Origin of the sequence: Alteripontixanthobacter muriae (assembly GCF_013336795.1) — a bacterium.
Lineage (GTDB): Bacteria > Pseudomonadota > Alphaproteobacteria > Sphingomonadales > Sphingomonadaceae > Pseudopontixanthobacter > Pseudopontixanthobacter muriae.
In genome coordinates this window covers 38,096-55,133 of record NZ_JAAFZT010000017.1, presented here as the reverse complement: position 1 = coordinate 55,133, position 17,038 = coordinate 38,096, and the positions used below count along the sequence as shown (strand labels likewise).

Annotated in this window: 19 protein-coding genes; 4 read left to right on the top strand and 15 right to left on the bottom strand. The window is 61.4% G+C overall.

The genetic code is table 11. The annotated features are described in order from the left end of the window. Positions 1-70: 70 nt before the first annotated feature. The 7 genes from G7A66_RS05795 to dapD form a co-directional block, all read right to left on the bottom strand. Complete coding sequence (locus G7A66_RS05795; protein WP_174294758.1) at positions 71-526, bottom strand: pyridoxamine 5'-phosphate oxidase family protein; 456 nt, start codon at positions 524-526, stop codon at positions 71-73. A 63-nt stretch (positions 527-589) separates the two neighbouring features. Beyond that, the gene (locus tag G7A66_RS05790; RefSeq protein WP_206675086.1) at positions 590-880 is read right to left on the bottom strand and encodes a DUF427 domain-containing protein; all 291 of its coding nucleotides are present in this window, start codon (positions 878-880) and stop codon (positions 590-592) included. A 2-nt stretch (positions 881-882) separates the two neighbouring features. Continuing rightward, entirely contained in the window at positions 883-1,221 is a 339-nt protein-coding gene (locus G7A66_RS05785; RefSeq protein ID WP_174294757.1) for a DUF3140 domain-containing protein, read from the bottom strand. A gap of 40 nt (positions 1,222-1,261) precedes the next feature. Further along, entirely contained in the window at positions 1,262-1,453 is a 192-nt protein-coding gene (locus G7A66_RS05780) for a DUF3008 family protein (RefSeq protein WP_174294756.1), read from the bottom strand. A gap of 3 nt (positions 1,454-1,456) precedes the next feature. Then, positions 1,457-1,681 carry a hypervirulence associated TUDOR domain-containing protein gene (locus tag G7A66_RS05775; protein WP_174294755.1) on the bottom strand — a complete coding sequence of 75 codons (225 nt, stop codon included), beginning with the start codon at positions 1,679-1,681 and terminating at the stop codon, positions 1,457-1,459. 48 nt (positions 1,682-1,729) lie between these two features. Then, complete coding sequence (locus tag G7A66_RS05770) at positions 1,730-2,068, bottom strand: hypothetical protein (RefSeq protein WP_174294754.1); 339 nt, start codon at positions 2,066-2,068, stop codon at positions 1,730-1,732. Between the two features lie 98 nt (positions 2,069-2,166). Beyond that, positions 2,167-3,006, bottom strand: a complete 840-nt coding sequence (gene dapD / locus G7A66_RS05765) for a 2,3,4,5-tetrahydropyridine-2,6-dicarboxylate N-succinyltransferase (RefSeq protein ID WP_174294753.1) — start codon at positions 3,004-3,006, stop codon at positions 2,167-2,169. A gap of 209 nt (positions 3,007-3,215) precedes the next feature. On the opposite strand from dapD, the gene G7A66_RS05760 reads away from it, so the two are divergent. Continuing rightward, on the top strand, positions 3,216-5,609 hold the full coding sequence (locus G7A66_RS05760) for a S8 family peptidase (protein WP_174294752.1): 2,394 nt from the start codon (positions 3,216-3,218) through the stop codon (positions 5,607-5,609). Positions 5,610-5,822: 213 nt separating this feature from the next. On the opposite strand, the gene G7A66_RS05755 is transcribed toward G7A66_RS05760, so the two are convergent. From G7A66_RS05755 to G7A66_RS05740, 4 genes are all read right to left on the bottom strand, one after another. Then, positions 5,823-6,902 carry a phosphotransferase family protein gene (locus G7A66_RS05755; RefSeq protein ID WP_174294751.1) on the bottom strand — a complete coding sequence of 360 codons (1,080 nt, stop codon included), beginning with the start codon at positions 6,900-6,902 and terminating at the stop codon, positions 5,823-5,825. Then, a complete protein-coding gene (locus tag G7A66_RS05750) occupies positions 6,899-7,990 on the bottom strand; it encodes a Zn-dependent alcohol dehydrogenase (protein WP_174294750.1) in 1,092 nt (363 codons plus the stop codon). Before G7A66_RS05750 ends, G7A66_RS05755 begins: the two co-directional genes overlap by 4 nt. Before the next feature lie 85 nt (positions 7,991-8,075). Then, positions 8,076-9,395: an acyl-CoA dehydrogenase family protein gene (locus tag G7A66_RS05745; RefSeq protein WP_174294749.1), complete on the bottom strand. Its 1,320-nt coding sequence runs from the start codon at positions 9,393-9,395 to the stop codon at positions 8,076-8,078. Between the two features lie 80 nt (positions 9,396-9,475). Next, positions 9,476-10,933, bottom strand: coding sequence for an MFS transporter (locus G7A66_RS05740; RefSeq protein ID WP_174294748.1), 1,458 nt, complete (start codon positions 10,931-10,933; stop codon positions 9,476-9,478). Positions 10,934-11,191: 258 nt separating this feature from the next. Here G7A66_RS05740 and G7A66_RS05735 point away from each other — a divergent pair, with 258 nt between their 5' ends. Genes G7A66_RS05735 through G7A66_RS05725 form a run of 3 tightly spaced genes read left to right on the top strand, consistent with a single transcriptional unit; the run spans position 11,192 to position 14,316 of the window. Continuing rightward, positions 11,192-12,352 (top strand): acyl-CoA dehydrogenase family protein, encoded by a 1,161-nt coding sequence (locus G7A66_RS05735; protein ID WP_174294747.1) that lies wholly within the window; start codon positions 11,192-11,194, stop codon positions 12,350-12,352. Between the two features lie 3 nt (positions 12,353-12,355). After that, entirely contained in the window at positions 12,356-13,495 is a 1,140-nt protein-coding gene (locus G7A66_RS05730; RefSeq protein WP_174294746.1) for an acyl-CoA dehydrogenase family protein, read from the top strand. Between the two features lie 14 nt (positions 13,496-13,509). After that, positions 13,510-14,316 carry an SDR family NAD(P)-dependent oxidoreductase gene (locus G7A66_RS05725; RefSeq protein WP_174294745.1) on the top strand — a complete coding sequence of 269 codons (807 nt, stop codon included), beginning with the start codon at positions 13,510-13,512 and terminating at the stop codon, positions 14,314-14,316. A gap of 54 nt (positions 14,317-14,370) precedes the next feature. Here G7A66_RS05725 and G7A66_RS05720 read toward each other — a convergent pair whose 3' ends face one another. The 4 genes from G7A66_RS05720 to G7A66_RS05705 form a co-directional block, all read right to left on the bottom strand. Further along, positions 14,371-15,123 carry an EAL domain-containing protein gene (locus tag G7A66_RS05720; RefSeq protein ID WP_174294744.1) on the bottom strand — a complete coding sequence of 251 codons (753 nt, stop codon included), beginning with the start codon at positions 15,121-15,123 and terminating at the stop codon, positions 14,371-14,373. Positions 15,124-15,261: 138 nt separating this feature from the next. Continuing rightward, positions 15,262-15,921, bottom strand: coding sequence for a guanylate kinase (gene gmk / locus G7A66_RS05715; protein WP_232366683.1), 660 nt, complete (start codon positions 15,919-15,921; stop codon positions 15,262-15,264). A 97-nt stretch (positions 15,922-16,018) separates the two neighbouring features. After that, entirely contained in the window at positions 16,019-16,426 is a 408-nt protein-coding gene (locus tag G7A66_RS05710) for a hypothetical protein (RefSeq protein ID WP_174294743.1), read from the bottom strand. 61 nt (positions 16,427-16,487) lie between these two features. Beyond that, the gene (locus G7A66_RS05705; protein ID WP_174294816.1) at positions 16,488-16,991 is read right to left on the bottom strand and encodes an SspB family protein; all 504 of its coding nucleotides are present in this window, start codon (positions 16,989-16,991) and stop codon (positions 16,488-16,490) included. Between the last annotated feature and the right edge of the window lie 47 nt (positions 16,992-17,038).

Sequence of the window (17,038 nt, the reverse complement as noted above, 5' to 3'; positions counted from 1 at the left end):
CACCTTGCCAGGCATCGACGAATGACCGGGCCGCAGCAAGGGAGGATTTTTCGACCCGAGAACAAACGCGTCAATTCGCCGGATCGGGGACCTTCACTTCGCCTTCGTCTTCTCCGGCCCAGTAGTGAATGCGCTTCGCCGCAACCTTGATCATGATCATGCCCGGCGTATCGACGCCCTGTTCGAACCAGCGCGACAGGCTCTTGTCCCAATGCTTTGCGAATTTATCCTTGTCACGGATCAGCTTGGCTTCTCCTTCGACATGGATGAACAATCCCGGTGCGCCTTTCGGCATGTCTGCAGCAGGGGAACCGGAATAGGTCAGCCCTACCGATGCATCACGGCCGATGTCCTCGACCATTCGCGTGTCGTCATAGGAAAAGAAGAAGCTGTCGCCTTCGTAATCGACTTTCTGGTTGTTGCTCATCGGCCGGCCACCCAGCGAACCATCCTGCGCGCGGCTGACCAGCATGCAGAAATCGATGGCCTTCATGTGCTTCGAAATGTCGGAGATTGTCATGGTCATGGGAAAGTTGCTCCTTCCCATGACAAACCCGCCAATGCGGCTGCTTGTTCCGCCAGGTGCCGATCAGTTTTCGCGGACCGTCACACCTTTCCAGAAGGCGACGTGACCCTTGATCTGCGCGGCTTTGTCCTTCGGTTCGGGATAGTACCAGGCGGCATCCTGATTGCGTTCGCCGTTTGCGTCGATGGTGTAATAATGCGCCGTGCCCTTCCAGGGGCAAGTGGATGTCGTGTCGCTTTCGACGAGTACGGATCGGTCGACCGACGCTGGCGGGAAATAATGATTGCCTTCGACCTGCACCGTGTTTTCCGAACGAGCGATGATGGATCCGTTCCAGATGGCTTCCATGGTCATGATTATCCATCATCCTTGCAGGGGTCGTGACCCCAGTTCATGAGGCTGTAGCGCCAGTTACTATCGGCGATGTCGCTGTCGGGCTTCTGCGCGAGGTGGCGGTGAGCGTAGCCGACGACCTTCTGCATGTGCTTGTACTGGTCGTCTGTGAGTTCCGCCTTCTTCGTGCGCTTGATTTCGACGATGCGGCGACCGGATGCGTGGCCGGTGCTTTCCCCGCTGTCGGAGTCGCCGACCGATTTGAATTCGTCGGTTTCAAGCCATTCCTCCAACTCCTTGGGCTGCATGTTCACGCAGTCCGTGAATTCGGAATAGACCTCGGCCTTCTTGTCATCGTCCATTTCAGATCGTCCTGTACTTCACCATCGTGCGGGGGCAAGTTCAGTCGTCGCCATCCAACTTATCGGGAAGGTCGCTACGCTCCGTACTTGCGTAGTCTTCAAGCTCGTCTTCGGACATGGAATCGTACATCTGCCTGGACGCGCCCTGCAAATCGGAGACCTTGGTGTCGCCACGCTTGGCTGAAAGGGCCGCTCCTGCCGCTTTCTGCTGTGCTTTCGACTTTGCGGGCATGATTCAATCCTTCTTCAGTTCCGACCCGAGCTTCAGGACTTCATCGCCATCGTCCTGCTTGATCAGATAGGCAGGATCGTCCTGGCTGCCGTTGCGCTTGATCTTCGAACCCTTGATCGTGCGTTCGACATCGCGGGTGAAGCGTTCGGATATCTTGCCCGTACCTTCGCCGCTGCCCCATTCCCACTTGACCTTGTCGCCGGTCTGGTACGAATTTGAATTGCTCATGATGTTCAAGCCTTTCTGGTGCGTCTCAACCCGCCGGCCGGGCTGCCCTCAATTCGGAATGACATCCTGTTCGACATCGGGGACTTCCGGGTTGGGTTCACCATCGCCAATAGCTTCGTTCTGCATGATGATGCTGTCGGTGTTGGTGCCTACAGTGCCTTCCTCGCCTGCATCCATCGCATCGATGGTGCCGGAAACGGTCGCTTCGCTTTCCACTTCGCCCTGGCTCAACGCTCCGGTTATCCAGATGATCGAGAGCAGGACGATGACCAGCAGCAAGCCGCCGAGCAGCACCCAGCGAACGACGCCTTCTTTCGAGCCGCCGCTGGCTTCCGTTTCGTTGATGTGCACTTCGCGGTTGCCGTTGTTCAATCTTTCGTCGCTCATCTTTATGTCCCTCCGGGATATTCGTTGCGATCCCGCTTGATAATATTACCGCCCAGAACGGCGAACGTTCCGGCACGGGTCTGCGTCAGCACAGGCGATCAGTCGCGCAGCAATTCGTTGATCGCGGTTTTTTCGCGTGTGCGGGCGTCGACGACCTTCACGATGACAGCGCAATAGAGCGACGGCCCGGGCGATCCGTCGGGCATGGGCTTGCCCGGCGTCGTGCCGGGCACGACAACGGCGTAGGGCGGTACCCGGCCGATATGAACCTCGCCGCTCGCCCGATCGACGATCTTTGTCGAAGCACCCAGGTAGACGCCCATAGAAAGCACTGCGCCTTCGCCCACGACAACGCCTTCGGCCACTTCCGAACGCGCGCCGATGAAAGCGCCGTCCTCGATGATGACCGGACCCGCCTGAAGGGGTTCCAGCACTCCGCCGATGCCCGCACCGCCCGAAATATGGACGTTCCTGCCGATCTGGGCGCAGCTTCCGACAGTGGCCCAGGTGTCGACCATGGTTCCTTCATCGACATAGGCGCCGATGTTGACGAAGCTTGGCATCAGCACCGTTCCCTTGCCGATATGGCTGCCGCGCCGGGCCACGGCGCCAGGCACCACGCGAAACCCGGCTTCGCGGAAGCGGGCTGTATCCCATCCGGCGAATTTCGATGACACCTTGTCGAATGCGGGCGCGCCGGCGGCTCCCAAGTCCACGATCTGATTGTCGTAGAGGCGGAAGGAAAGCAGCACCGCCTTCTTAAGCCATTGATTGACCTTCCAGCCGCCTTCGCCATCGGGTTCGGCAACCCGTGCCTCGCCGGAATCGAGCATGGCAAGCGCCTGTTCGACATCGCCGCGGATCGCGGTACTTTGCGGCGTGACATCGGCGCGTTCGTCCCAGGCTTTCTCGATCGCGGCCTGCAGGTGAGTGGGCATTATCAACTATTCCTTCCAAGAGGCATTCACGCGCATTCAACGCATTTCGCGAGGTTGCTAGCGGTGCAGCGGGAAGGGGGCAAGATACTGGCGGTTCAGCGCAGGAGACCGCCTTGCGTATGAGCTACGATTTGCTTTCGCAAGAATTTGATTATTCATGATATGGTTAGGGAAAATCGGATAAGCGATATGGAGGAGAGTCGCACCGTATGAACCATTCTTACCGTTCCAGCCTGCGCCTGCGCGTAGGTGCCACCTGTGCCGCTGTTGCCATTCTGTCGGCCTGCGGCGGCGGCGGTTCGGGCGGACGGGTCATAAGCACACCCGTTCCTTCACCCACGCCCACGCCCAGCCCGGTGCCAACTCCCGCGCCGACCCCCACGCCAACACCTGCAGCGGTTTTCGATACGGCGGAATTTCGTCGATCGGAGGGCCCGGCTTTCCACAATGCTGTGACCGCATGGTCGCGCGGCGTGACGGGTACGGGGTCCAAGATCGCGATCATCGACACTGGCATCGATCTCGACAATCCTGAATTTGCCGGCAGGATCGACCCTGCTTCTGCCGATGTAGCCGGAAATCGCACGGCACAGCAGGAAGACGACCACGGCACCAACGTGGCTCTGGTCGCCGCCGCAGCACGCAACTCCACCGGCGTAGTGGGGATCGCCTATAATTCCACGATCATCGCGCTGCGGGCCGACACCCCCGGCAGCTGTGCGGAAGAGGATCCAGAAGATGCCTCGCTCGGCTGCACTTTCAATTCGACAGCCATCGCAGCCGGAATCGACCGCGCTGTGGGCGCGGGCGCAACGGTCATCAATTTCAGCCTTGGCGGAGGCGGAATCAGCAACATCGTGCGAACCGCAGTGGCGCGTGCCTCAGCACGCGGCGTCGTCCTGATCGTTTCGGCTGGGAATGACGGGGAATCGACCGAACCGGACATAGACCCGGATCAGCCTGACCCCTTCGCCGCCAGCATTCTCGAGTCGGGTGGCAGCAATGTCATCATCGTCGGTTCTGTGGATGACAATGGCGTCATCTCGCCCTTCAGCAACAAGGCCGGGGCGCTCGCCACATCCTATCTCACGGCGCGTGGGCAGCGGATATGCTGCGTCTATCAGGACGGAGAATTATTCATCACCACCGACGAGAACGGCGACCGCTTCGTGACGCTGTTCTCCGGCACCAGCTTTTCCGCGCCGCAGGTTTCGGGTGCGGTGGCCCTGCTGAAGCAGGCGTTTCCCAATCTTACGGGTGCGGATATCGTTTCGATCCTGCTCGACAGTGCGCGCGATGCGGGCGCTGCCGGGGCCGACGCGATCTATGGCCGGGGTGTCCTGGACATCGCGCGCGCATTCGCTCCTGCCGGTGCCACAACTCTGGCCGGCACCACCGATGTTGTTCCGCTGGGCGATGATACGGGCGTCGCATCCGGGCCCATGGGCGATGCGCTTTCGCGTGACCCGGTCAAGGCCGTCCTGCTCGACAAATACAAACGTGCTTATGAATTTGATTTCTCCTCGCGCGCGAAAAGCGCAGCCCTGCGGCCCCGGCTCGAGGCCGCGCTTGCACGCAAAGGCCGTCACGTCTCAGGCGGCAATGCGGATGTCGCGATGGCCTTCCGCATTGGCGATTCGCCTGCTCGGGACGGCGCATTGTGGACGGGGCAGTTGCGCCTGTCGCAGGACGATGCCGAGATCGCGCAGGTGCTCGCCGCCCGCATCGCGATGAAGATCGCGCCCGATCTGCAGGCCGGTTTCGCTTTCGGCGAAGGAGCCAGCGGGCTGGTCGCGCAGATGCAGGGGCAGAGCCGTCCCGCTTTCCTGATCGCGGGCAGCGCACAGGGTGACAATGGCTTCATCGAGAGCGGCGACGCATCCTTCGCCATGCGCCGCAGCCTCGGCGAATGGGGCCTGACGGTCAGCGCACAGCAGGGCGAGGCCTGGCTGGGCAATTTTCGTCAGAGCACCGGCAGCCTGCGCCGCGACCGGGAAAAATTCGGCGCTCGCACTTTCGCGCTGACGGCTGACCGCCGCTTCGGCGATGTCGAGGCCACGCTCGGCCTCAACTGGCTGGCCGAGGACGAGACGGTGCTGGGGGCGTATTTCCACGATGCGCTGGGCGCGACCGGGGCGGACAGCCTCTTTGTCGATGCAACCGCCGGGTATGATTTCGCACCGGGCTGGCGCATGGGGGCAGCCTTCAGGCAGGGCTACACCAGAGCCAACCGCACGGGCACAATCGGCGCAGGTTCCGATTTTTCCAGCAATGCATGGTCTTTCGACCTGGCCCGGTACAATGCCTTGAAGAATGGAGACTCGCTCGGCTTCCGGGTTTCGCAGCCTCTGCGGATCTCTGGCGGCGGGCTGAACTTCGAACTGCCTGTTGCCTATGATTACGCGACGGAGAGCGCCATTTCGGGTGTTCGCGCCATGAGCCTTGCGCCGGAAGGCAGCGAGTTGATGGGCGAGTTGGCATGGACCGGTCCGCTATGGACGGGCAATGCATCGGCCAGCCTGTTCTATCGCAAGGATCCGGGCCATTATTCGAGTTTGCCCGACGATCAAGGCATCGCACTCAAATGGAACCGCCAGTTCTAGACTGCGGATGTTTTGAAGGCTGAGCCTGCCTCTGCGCAAGGTCGCCAGACACGTGATTTGCTGTTCAGATGCGGCATACTCCGCGTGCAGCAGCGGTGACACACTTAGAAGCAAGAGCCTTAATCAGCCTCGTTGCTATTGACCCCGGTTGACAGAAATCATGGCTGACAGGCTGTGATTATATACCTGTGAACGTGGGAAATAGCGGGCCCACTATTCGGCGCCCGCTCTTTTCGCAAAGTCCCAGGCGGTCTGCGCCAGAGGCTCGACTCGTTCCGACATGGCGCGGGCGTGCGCGCTGGACGCTGTCCCGTCTGCCACGCGCTTCTTGATCCCCTGCATGATGCCCGCCAGGCGGAAGAAATTATAGGCGATGTACCAGTTCATGTCCGGTACCTCGTCGCGGTCCGTGGCGGCGCAGTAGCGGGTGACGACCTCGTTCAGTTCCGGGATCCCGAGTGCCTTGCGATCAAGGTCCATTACGCCCGAACGTCCGCCATTCTCCGTCACCCAGGCAAGGCAGAGATAGGTGAAATCAGCGAGAGGGTCGCCGAGTGTGGATAATTCCCAGTCCAGCACCGCCAGCACTTTGGGCTCGTTCTTGTCGTAAATCAGGTTGTCGATGCGGTAATCACCATGAACGACGCTGGTGCGGGTCTGTTCGGGAATAGTGGCGGGTAGATATTCGATCAGGCGCTCCATGGGTTCGAGCCGCTCGGTTTCCGACAAACGGTACTGCTTCGTCCAGCGTTCGACCTGTCGCCCAAAATAATTTCCGGGCTTGCCATAGCTTTCGAGGCACGCTTCGCCGAGATCAACCCGGTGCAGTTCGGCAAGCGTGTCCACCATCGAAAAATAGGTCTGTCGTCGGATTTCGGGCGTTGAACCGGGCATCGATCCGTCCCAGATCGTCTTTCCGTCGACCATTCCCATCACGTAGAACATGGCGCCAATGACGCTCTCATCCTCGCACAGCCCATGTTGCGGCGCGACGGGGAAGCCGACCTTTTCAAGGCCTGACTGCACGCGAAATTCACGGTCGACGGCATGGGCGGAAGGCAGCAATTTGCCGAAGGGCTTGCGCCTCAGGACATAGCTGCCGCTGGGGCTGTCCAGGCGGTATGTGGGGTTCGACTGCCCGCCCTTGAACTTGGCCTGTGACAGCGGCCCCTCGAAGCCGCTGACATTATCGCGCATCCATTCGGCCAGTCGGTCGAGGTCCAGCCGGTCCTCCCCCTGCGGTTCGGTAGTGCCGGTGAAGGCCTTTTCGGCATCGATCGGCGTGTCGGTCATTGGTCGAACACGATGACGCTGCGTGCACTGTCACCCTTTTTCATGCGCTCGAACCCTTCGTTCACATCCTTCAATTCAATGCGTTCGGAGATGATGGTGTCGAGGTCGAGCAGGCCGCGCATGTAGAAATCGACCAGCCGCGGCAGATCGACCGGGAAGCGGTTGTTGCCCATGATCGCACCCTGCAGCTTCTTGCCCGACAGCAGATCCATGGCGCCCAGCCCGACCTTGCAGTCGAGCGGCATCATGCCGAGTATCGTCGCGGTGCCGCCCCGGCGCAGGATGCTGACGGCGAAATCGGCGGAAGCCTGGCGGCCCACGGCCTCGATCGCATGATGCACGCCGCCCTTGGTCATCTCCATGATCTGCTTGGTCATGCCCTCGGCTGTCGGATCGACAACGTCGGTTGCGCCCAGCACCTTCGCCAGTTCGCGCTTTTCGGCGATAGGATCGGCGGCAATGACGCGGCCAGCACCCGCGATTTTCGCGGCATTCACGGCGGCAAGGCCCACGCCGCCGCAGCCGATGATGGCGACGGTTTCGCCCGGGACGATGGCAGCGGCGTTGAAAATCGCCCCCGCGCCCGTTGTCACGGCGCAGCCGATGATGGCGGCGCGGTCGAGCGGCATGTCGCGGTCGATGGAAACGCAGGCATGTTCATGGACCAGCATCTGTTCGGCAAAGGCGGACAGGTTCAGCATCTGGTTCACGATTTCGCCGCCACCCGCGCGGGTCAGGCGCGGCGGGGCACCCAATGCGCGGCGCGTGTCGCCGCCGAGGCACAGTGCCATGCGGCCGGTCACACAGAATTCGCAATGGCCGCAGAATGCCGAGAGGCAGGTCACTACGTGATCGCCGGGCGCAACGGTGCGCACCTCACTGCCCACAGCTTCGACCACGCCAGCGGCCTCGTGTCCGGGAACAGCGGGCAGGGGGTGCGGATAGGCACCGTCGATGAAATGAAGGTCGGAATGGCAGAGGCCGCACGCGGACGTGCGTATCAGCACCTCGTGCGGGCCGGGCTTGGCCGCCGACAGATCGCCGATTTCGAGCGGGCTGCCCGCTTTTTCCAGGATGGCTGCTTTCATGTCTCTCGCTCTTGTCTCGAAAAGTTCAGCGCGGCGCCTGCGCCTGGGACAGGGCAGGGGCCGCGCGAGTCAGTTGCGCTATGCGTCAGGCGTTTGCTGTCGCCGCGGCGCTCCCGCCGCCGCTGCCTGCGGCCATGCCGGTGCCCATCTTCCTGTCGCCCGAAGGATCGGGCGCATGGCTTGCAAATTCCATCCGCGCGATGGAGCGTGCATGCACCTCGTCCGGCCCGTCCGCCAGGCGCAGGGTGCGCTGGTGAGCGTAGGCGCTGGCGAGGCCGTAATCGTCGGACACGCCGCCGCCGCCATGCGCCTGGATGGCATCGTCGATGATGCGCAGCGCCATGTTCGGGGCTTGTACCTTGATCATGGCAATTTCCAGTTTGGCAGCCTTGTTGCCCGCCTTGTCCATCATGTCGGCAGCCTTGAGGCAGAGCAGGCGGGTCATCTCGATGTCGATGCGGGCGCGGGCCACGCGTTCTTCCCAGACCGAATGCTTGTAGATCGGCTTGCCGAAGGCGCTGCGGCTCTGCAGGCGTTCGGCCATCTTGCCCAGCGCCTCTTCGGCAACGCCGATGGTGCGCATGCAATGGTGAATGCGGCCCGGCCCGAGGCGGCCCTGCGCGATCTCGAACCCGCGCCCTTCGCCAAGCAGCAGGTTGCGGGCGGGCACGCGCACGTCCTTCAGCGCGATTTCCATGTGCCCGTGCGGCGCATCGTCATAGCCGAAGACGGGAAGATGGCGTTCGATGGTCACGCCTTCGGCATCGAGCGGCATCAGGATCATGCTCTGCTGCGAATGGCGGTCGGCCTCGAAATCGGTCTTGCCCATCACGATAGCGACCTTGCAGCGCGGATCGCCGGCACCGCTCGACCACCATTTGCGGCCATTGATGACATATTCGTCGCCATCCCGCTTGATCGAGCATTCGATATTGGTCGCGTCGGACGATGCTACGTCGGGTTCCGTCATCAGGAAGGCGGAACGGATTTCCCCTTCCATGAGCGGCTTCAGCCATTCGTCCTTCTGATCGCGCGTGCCGTAGCGATGCAGCACTTCCATGTTGCCGGTGTCGGGCGCGGAGCAGTTGAACAACTCGCTCGCCCAGCCGATGCGGCCCATTTCCTCGGCGCAGAGCGCATATTCGAGGTTGGTGAGGCCAGGGCCGTCGAATTCGAAGGAATCATCCACATGGGCGCGGCCGGAACGCGGCGGCATGAACAGGTTCCAGATGCCGAGCGCCTTGGCCTTTTCCTTCTCCTCCTCGATCACGGGCAAAACTTTCCAGCGGTCGCCTTCGGCCTGCTGCGACAGGTAGTCCTTGTGACGGGGGCGCACATTGTCGGCGATGAACTTGCGAACGCGGTCGCGCCAATGCTGCTGGCGGTCTGAAAGGTCGAATTCCATGATCTGTTTCCTCGTTTCTGCGCCGCAGAGTGGCGGCGGATCAGGTGAATGGCAAGGTGGAGCCGGTGCGAATGCGATATCTAGGGCCGGGTTACGGTCGAGGCGGGGTTGCCGCGCGCCGCAGCATCCAGCGCGCCCAAGCGTTCCTCGTGATCCTCACGCGAAATTGGAAAACGGGCGAACCAGAAGGCGGAAGCCAGGGCGAGCACGAGTGAGATGACGCCGTAGAACAGCACCATCCTGTCGACCACCGCGGGCGCGACGGAGCCGGGTTCGGCTCCGGCTGGCAGGCCCGCGGCATCGAGGATCAAACCGGCGAGAAAGATTCCAACCCCGCCGGCGCATTTCTGCACGAACCAGTTGCCGGAATAGAACGATCCTTCCGCCCGCCTGCCAGTCCGCTGCTGGAAGGCCTCGACGATCTCGGCGACCATGCTGGAACTGGACAGAAGGGTCGTTACGGTCATCCAGTTGGCAAAGAACAGGAAGGCGAAGACCAGCGCGGTGGAGAGGGTGGAGCCGGCCTCGGGCCAGAACCCCGCCAGAAACAGCGTGTAAGGCGTCAGCCACAGGATCACGCCCACGATGGCCGCCCACGCCGCTGCCTTCGCCTTGCCCCAGCGCCGGTGCATGGCGCCCACCGAAACGAAAACGGCGACGATGCTGGCGAACAGCACCAGCGGGTAATACACGAAGGCGCCGGTGCCGAACTGCCAGACATAGAGATAGAGATAATTCGTAAAGGCGAAGGTGAGTCCCTGGCCAATATAGGCGGCGACGGCACCTGCGGCCAGAATCAGGAATGCGCGCTCGGCAAAGGCTTCGCGGATTTCCGAGAAAGCGACCTTGAGCGAAAAGGGCGGTGGCTTGATCGCAGGCAGATGCGCGATGCGGCGGTGCTGGCCCAGCGCGGAAAACACCGTCGCCACCAGCATCAATCCCGCGCCGAACAGACCAAAAGCGGCATAGCCTTCCGCCTCCAGCAAGCCGCCTTTCAGGAAGACCTGATAAGCCAGCAGCAACATCAGCAATCCGCCCATCCAGCCGAACAGCGCGCGATAGCGGAACAGATCGGTCCGCTCGTCATAATCCAGCGTCAATTCCGGCACCAAGGCCGCCGAGGGAACTTCAACTGCCGAAAGGCAGAGCCGCACCGCCACGGCCACGGCCAGCAGCTGCCAGAATGTCGGCACGCTATCCAGCGGCGGCGACCACAGCACCGTCCAGGCGATTGCGAGCGGCAGGGCGGCTGCATAGAGCCAAGGCAGGCGTCGGCCCCACTTGGTGTAGGTGCGGTCCGACAGATTTCCGAGCATCGGGTCGATGAAGGCATCGATCATCAGTGCCAGCATCAGCGCCAGACTGACGAGGCTCGCCTCCATCCCTAGCACCTGGTTGTAGAAGATGAGCAGGAAGACGGAAAAGCCGTTATCCTTCACCCCGAACGCAACCGCGCCGAACCCATGGACCAGTTTCAGTTTCAGCGGCAGCGGTTCGGCTGCCCTCACCGGCGCCGGAAGGGTGGCGGCCACATTCATGCGCGATGTGCCTCTCTGGCAACCCGCCGGGCGCAATCTGTCGCGATTATTCGCATTTTTCGGTCCTCTCCAAGACACCCTCAGCTTAGGGACATGGGATGACACGTCAACGCATTGCAGCCTGACGTTACGGCAAGGCGACCCGTCGAGCTTACGCTTGCGTAAAGGGTCCGAATCGCCCTAGGCTTGGGGCAACAAGCGGCGTTGAAAAAGGTGGGGCAAGCGCCGCCAACCCCCAAGATGAGAGGATATGCTGACATGGCCGATCTCGAGACCTTCCGCAACGAAACGCGAAGCTGGCTGGAAGCGAATTGCCCGGAAGAAATGCGCCAGCCGGTGCATGATGAAGACGATGTCTATTGGGGCGGCCGCAATGCCAGCTTCAAGTCCGAAGCGCAAAAGCAATGGTTCGAGGCCTGCGTTGAAAAAGGCTACACGGTTCCTGCCTGGCCTAAGGAATATGGCGGCGGCGGACTAACGGCCGCAGAGGCGAAGGTGCTGCGCGAAGAGATGGGCCGCATCAACGCCCGCCCGCCGCTTTCCAGCTTCGGCATCTGGATGCTCGGCCCCGCATTGCTGAAATTCGGCACGGAAGAGCAGAAGAAGCACTATCTGACCGAAATTGCCCGCGGCGAAATTCGCTGGTGTCAGGGCTATAGCGAGCCGGGTTCTGGTTCCGACCTCGTGTCCATGCAGACCTTCGGCGAAGATGCCGGCGACCACTGGGTGGTGAACGGTCAGAAGGTCTGGACATCCTACGCCGACAAGGCCGACTGGATCTTCTGCCTCGTCCGCACGGACAAGGAGAACAAGTATCAGGGCATCAGCTTCCTGCTGTTCGACATGGAAAGCGAAGGCGTCTCGACCAAGCCGATCAAGCTGATCAGTGGCAACAGCCCGTTCTGCGAAACCTTCATGGACGATGTGAAGGTGCCGAAGGAGCAGATCGTGGGCGAGGTCAATCGCGGCTGGGACGTGGCGAAATACCTTCTCGGCCATGAGCGCGAGATGATCTCGGCGACCGGCGGCGGCGACAGGGCTACGTCGCTCGGTTCGGCAATGAGCCGGCAGGGCGAGCTCGACGCGGTGCTTCGCGCCGAAATGGCGATGTTCGACGTCGATGCGCTGGCCTTCACCGCCATGAGTGAGAAGTTCATGGATGAGTTGAAAGCGGGCAAGGGCCACCCCGCGCAGCCCAACACGCTGAAATATGCCGGGACCGAACTCAACAAGAAACGCCACGAGCTGATCATGGCGGCAGGCGGCAGCCGCAGCCTGGAATGGGACAGCGAAGAAAGCGACGGTGGCAAGCCCGCCCGAAGCTGGCTGCGCACCAAGGCGAATTCCATCGAAGGCGGCACGAGCGAGATCATGCTCAATGTCGTCGCCAAACGTATTCTCGAACTGCCGGGGGCCTGAGGAATGGCACTGTATCATGACGACGATCAGGCGATGCTGGCGGATTCCGCATCGCAATTCATGGCCGAAGAAGGGGCCATTGCAAAACAATTGCGTCACTGGCGCGACTGCGAATGCAAGGATGGTTTCGGCCACGAATTGTGGAAGCAATTCGGTGAAATGGGCTTCGCCGGGATGATGGTATCAGAAGATGATGGCGGCCTCGGCATGGGCAATGTCGAGGCGGGCATCGTTCTCGAGGAGATCGGCCGCAATCTGACTCCGTCGCCTTTCCTCACCAGTTCCGTCATGGCCGGAACGGCGCTCGGCCATGCTTCAGCCGATCTGAAGGAGCGCTGGATTCCTGGCCTCGTTTCGGGCGAGCATGTCTATGCGGTGGCTCTGGACGAAGGGCCGAAGCACCGGCCTGAGACCATCGCGACCAAGGCAGAGCGTTCCGGCAACGGGTTCCGCCTGTCCGGCAGCAAGGATTTCGTTATCCACGGGGCGAGCGCCGACATGATCATCGTGGCCGCGCGTACATCGGGCGGGAACAGCGACAATGACGGCATCACTTTGTTCGCCGTGCCCAAGGACTCCAGCGGCCTGTCGCAGGATGCGGTGCGGCTGGTCGATTCATCCGTCGCGACTCATCTCAAGCTCGACGGAGTGGAACTGGATGGCGATGCCGTGATCGGTGAAGTCGACGGCGGGCGCGAAGTGCTGAACCGGATGCTTCATGCCGGACGAGTCGGCGCCGCGGCGGAGAGCGTCGGCGTGGCGCGCGGGGCCATGGATCTCACGGTCGATTATCTCAAACAGCGCAAGCAGTTCGGCAGGCTGATCGGGGAATTCCAGGCGTTGCAGCACCGCGCGGCCCATCTATATTCCGAAGTGGAAATCGCCCGGGCAGCCGTGCTGAAGGCGCAGCAACTGCTGGATGCGGGCAGCGAGCAGGCGGAACTGATGGTGTCGGTTGCCAAGGCCAAGGCCGGACGCACTGCGGGCCTCGCGGTGCGCGAAGGCGTGCAGATGCATGGCGGCATCGGCATGACCGACGAATATGACATCGGCCTCTACATGAAGCGCGACCGCGCCTTGTCGGAATTCATGGGCGATGCCTATTACCATGCCGGCCGCGTGGCGCAGCTGAGCGGATATTGAGAGAGGAAAACTCCATGAATTTGCAGGATTTGTTCGGTCTAGAAGGCCGTGTCGCCATTGTGACCGGCGGCAGCCGAGGCATCGGCAAAATGATCGTCGAAGGCTTTCTGGCCGCCGGTTGCGAGCGCGTCTACATCACCGCCCGCAAGCAGGAGCAGGTGCAGGCGACTTGCGACGAACTCGGTGAAAAGGTCATCGGCATTCCCGGCGATCTTTCCAGCATCGAAGGCATTGAAGCCTTCGTGAAGGAAGTGTCGGGCCGCGAAGATCGCATCGACATTCTGGTCAACAATGCCGGCACCGCATGGGGCCATGATTTCGCGGACTTCCCGGAAGCAGGCTGGGACAAGGTCTTCGACCTCAACGTGAAGTCGCTGTTCTTCCTCACCCAGAAACTGCACCCGTTGCTGAAGGCCGCGGCGAGCAAGGATCGGCCATCCAAGGTCATCAACATAGCGTCGATAGACGGCATGAAGCTGAACCCGTGGGAAACCTATTCCTATCAGGCTTCCAAGGCGGCGGTCATCCATCTCACCAAGCGGCTGGCCGCGCGTCTGGTGCGCGACAACATCGTTACCAGCGGTATCGGGCCGGGTGCCTTCCCGTCAGAAATGAACAAGGCCGCCCGCGATAACGAGGATCTGGTGGAGAAAGGCATCCCCTTGCGCCGCGTGGGCGACACGATGGATATGGCGGGCGGAGCGATCTATCTCGCCAGCCGTGCAGGCGATTACGTTATCGGCACCACGATCGCCATTGATGGGGGCGTGGTGAACGCTAACATCGGCGCCGGGAACTTCGTCGATCCGTCGGGCCGGTAAGCGTTCGCGGGCCGGGGACTTGTCGTTCCCGGTCCGCTCATCATCCTTGCGCGGCTAAAAGCCGGAAACGGCTTGGTTCTGCACTGTTTCGGTCGGATCGAGCGGTGCTGACGCCAGAACGGCCGCATTTACTTCGGGCAGGCATCTGAAGCCGGGATGGGCCAGCAGAAAGCCTTGCACGTAGCGGATGCCCAAAATCTTCAGAACATGGAGTTCGCCCGCAGTCTCGACGCCCTCGGCAATTATCATGATGCAGAGAGAACGGGCGAGTTGCACCATGCTTCCGACGACCTTGCGCCGTGTGGAGCATCTGTCGATCCCGCGGGTCAATTCCATGTCCAGCTTCAGATAATCTGTCTGGATCTTGCAGAGCAGGCCAAGCCCTGCGAAACCTGCGCCGAAATCGTCGATAGCCGTTCCAAAGCCCATTCGAGAATAAGTCGCGATGATGCCGCGGACGTGATCGGTATCGATCATCTCCTCGGATTCGGTGAACTCAAAGATCAGTCGATCAGCGGGCAACCCGGTGGCGCGTGCGGTCTTCAAGGTCAGCTGGATACAGGCCAAGGGCGAATACACGGCGTTCGGCAAGAAATTGATCGACAGTTTTGCGCCGGTTTCGAGGATGCCGGCAGCAACCGCACCTTCGATTGCTGCGACCCGGCATTGCTGATCGAAGGCATACCGGTTTTCAGGTGTGACCTTGCCAAGGACGTCGGCCGCGCCTTCACCGCCGCTTCCGCGTACCAAGGCCTCGAAAGCATAGGGCTGCCCCGTTTCGATATCGACGATCGGCTGGAAAGCCATCACGATGTCGAAATGATGCTGAGGAGCACTGCAGCCCTGGCACCCCGTTCTTCTGGTAGTCTCGTCGTGCATTTGCTTGTATTCGCACGAAAAGTTTAACGATTCTTTCCGCCGCGTATAATGGCGATATACTTTTCACTAGCGCATCAGGTCGCGCACGAAATCGACCAGCCCGGTCTGGCGCGCTCGGCGCATCCGTTCGGATTGCAGGATGCCGCGCACCTTTTCGAAGCAGGCGTCAATATCGTCATTGACCACGACGTAGTCATAGCCGTCCCAATGGCTGATTTCGCTGCGGGCTCGGGCCATACGACCTGCGATGGTTTCGACACTGTCCGTGCCGCGCGACGATAGCCGCCGTTCCAGTTCGGCGATGCTCGGCGGCAGCAGGAAGACGCGGACCACGTCGACCTCCATGCGCTGGTACAATTGTTGTGTGCCCTGCCAGTCGATGTCGAACAGGAAGTCGTGACCGGCCTTCAAGCCGGCCTTGATCTGCGCTTTTGGCGTTCCGTAGAGATTGCCGAAAACCTCGGCCCATTCGAGAAACTCGCCATTCTCGACCATCGCCTCGAATGCCGCACGGTCGGTGAAGATGTAATCCTTGCCGTTGATCTCACCGGGTCGCATCGCCCGCGTCGTGACGGAAACCGACATTGCAATGGCGCCGTCCTCGCGGAGCAGCTTGTGCGCCACGGTAGTCTTACCTGCGCCAGAGGGGCTGGACAAGACGAACATCAATCCGCGCCGATGCAGTGTATCGGGGTTCTGCGTATTGTCGGGAATCAAAACGGCCATGCGCGCTAGTGCCGCGAGCATGGCCGCAAAATCAAGTAGGAGAGGCAAAAATGACCGTCAGACGATCATCTGCTCTCCTGATGTAGTGGCGCGAATCTTATTTCTTCGCCTGCTCCGCCAGATCCTTGTCACCTTCGCGACGGGCCTCATGGCTGCTGAAGCTGCGGTCGTAGATCGTCTTGGCAAGCAGTCCGCCGCCGACCAGCAAAGCGCCCGGGAGCGACCGTGTGGCCAGCTTGGTAACGCCATAAGTCGCCAGCGTCTGCAGCATGGAACGGTTCTTCACGATCCGGTGCGCCTGTTCGGCGTCATAGCGGCGGCGAAGCAGGCCCTTCTCCAGCGTATGACGCGTCAGGCGTCCGGCGCTGCGCAGCAGAATGTCCTGAATGAGGAGGTTCGTTGCCGGATTGGTACTGGGGCCGGCGATATTCTTCGTCCGCCCGTTCAACTTGCGTGCGGCCTTGCGAACCTGCTTCGCGCCGCGTTCTGTGATGTGCTTGCTCATCGTGTTCTGCCTAGGCCCCGCTGCTCTGTAAAGGCGCGGCGGCTGCCGAAGCAGGCCGCGCCTATTTCTTTTTGCCGAAATCGACGGTGACGACATTCGAGCCGTCTTCGGATTCCTCAACGGTCGGACGCGCCGACTGTTCCGTCGGGTCGTTCTCCGCATCCTCATGCGGGGCAGGGGCCATGTCGGCGACACTGGCCTGGAACTGCAGCCCGAAATCCACCGCGGGATCGACGAAAGCCGTAATCGCGGAATAGGGAATGTCGAGCTTGGACGGCATCTGGTTGAAGCTGAGTCCGACGGAAAAGCGGGTCTCGTCGACGGCCAGATCCCAGAACTTGTTCTGCAGCACGATCGTCATTTCATCGGGGAACCGTTCGCGCAGATGGCCGGGAATGCTGACCCCGGGCGCATGGGTCTTGAAAGTAATGTAGAAATGGTGATTGCCCGGCAGTTCGCTGCCGTTCTGCTGAATTTCGCCGAGGACCCTTCCGACCACCGCGCGCAGGGCTTCCTGCACGATTTCGTCATAGGGTATCAGGCTGTCTGGCGTGTTGTCGCTCATGGCCCGCTTGGTGGCGCGGGTGGCGGCGCCGGTCAAGCGGGAATCCT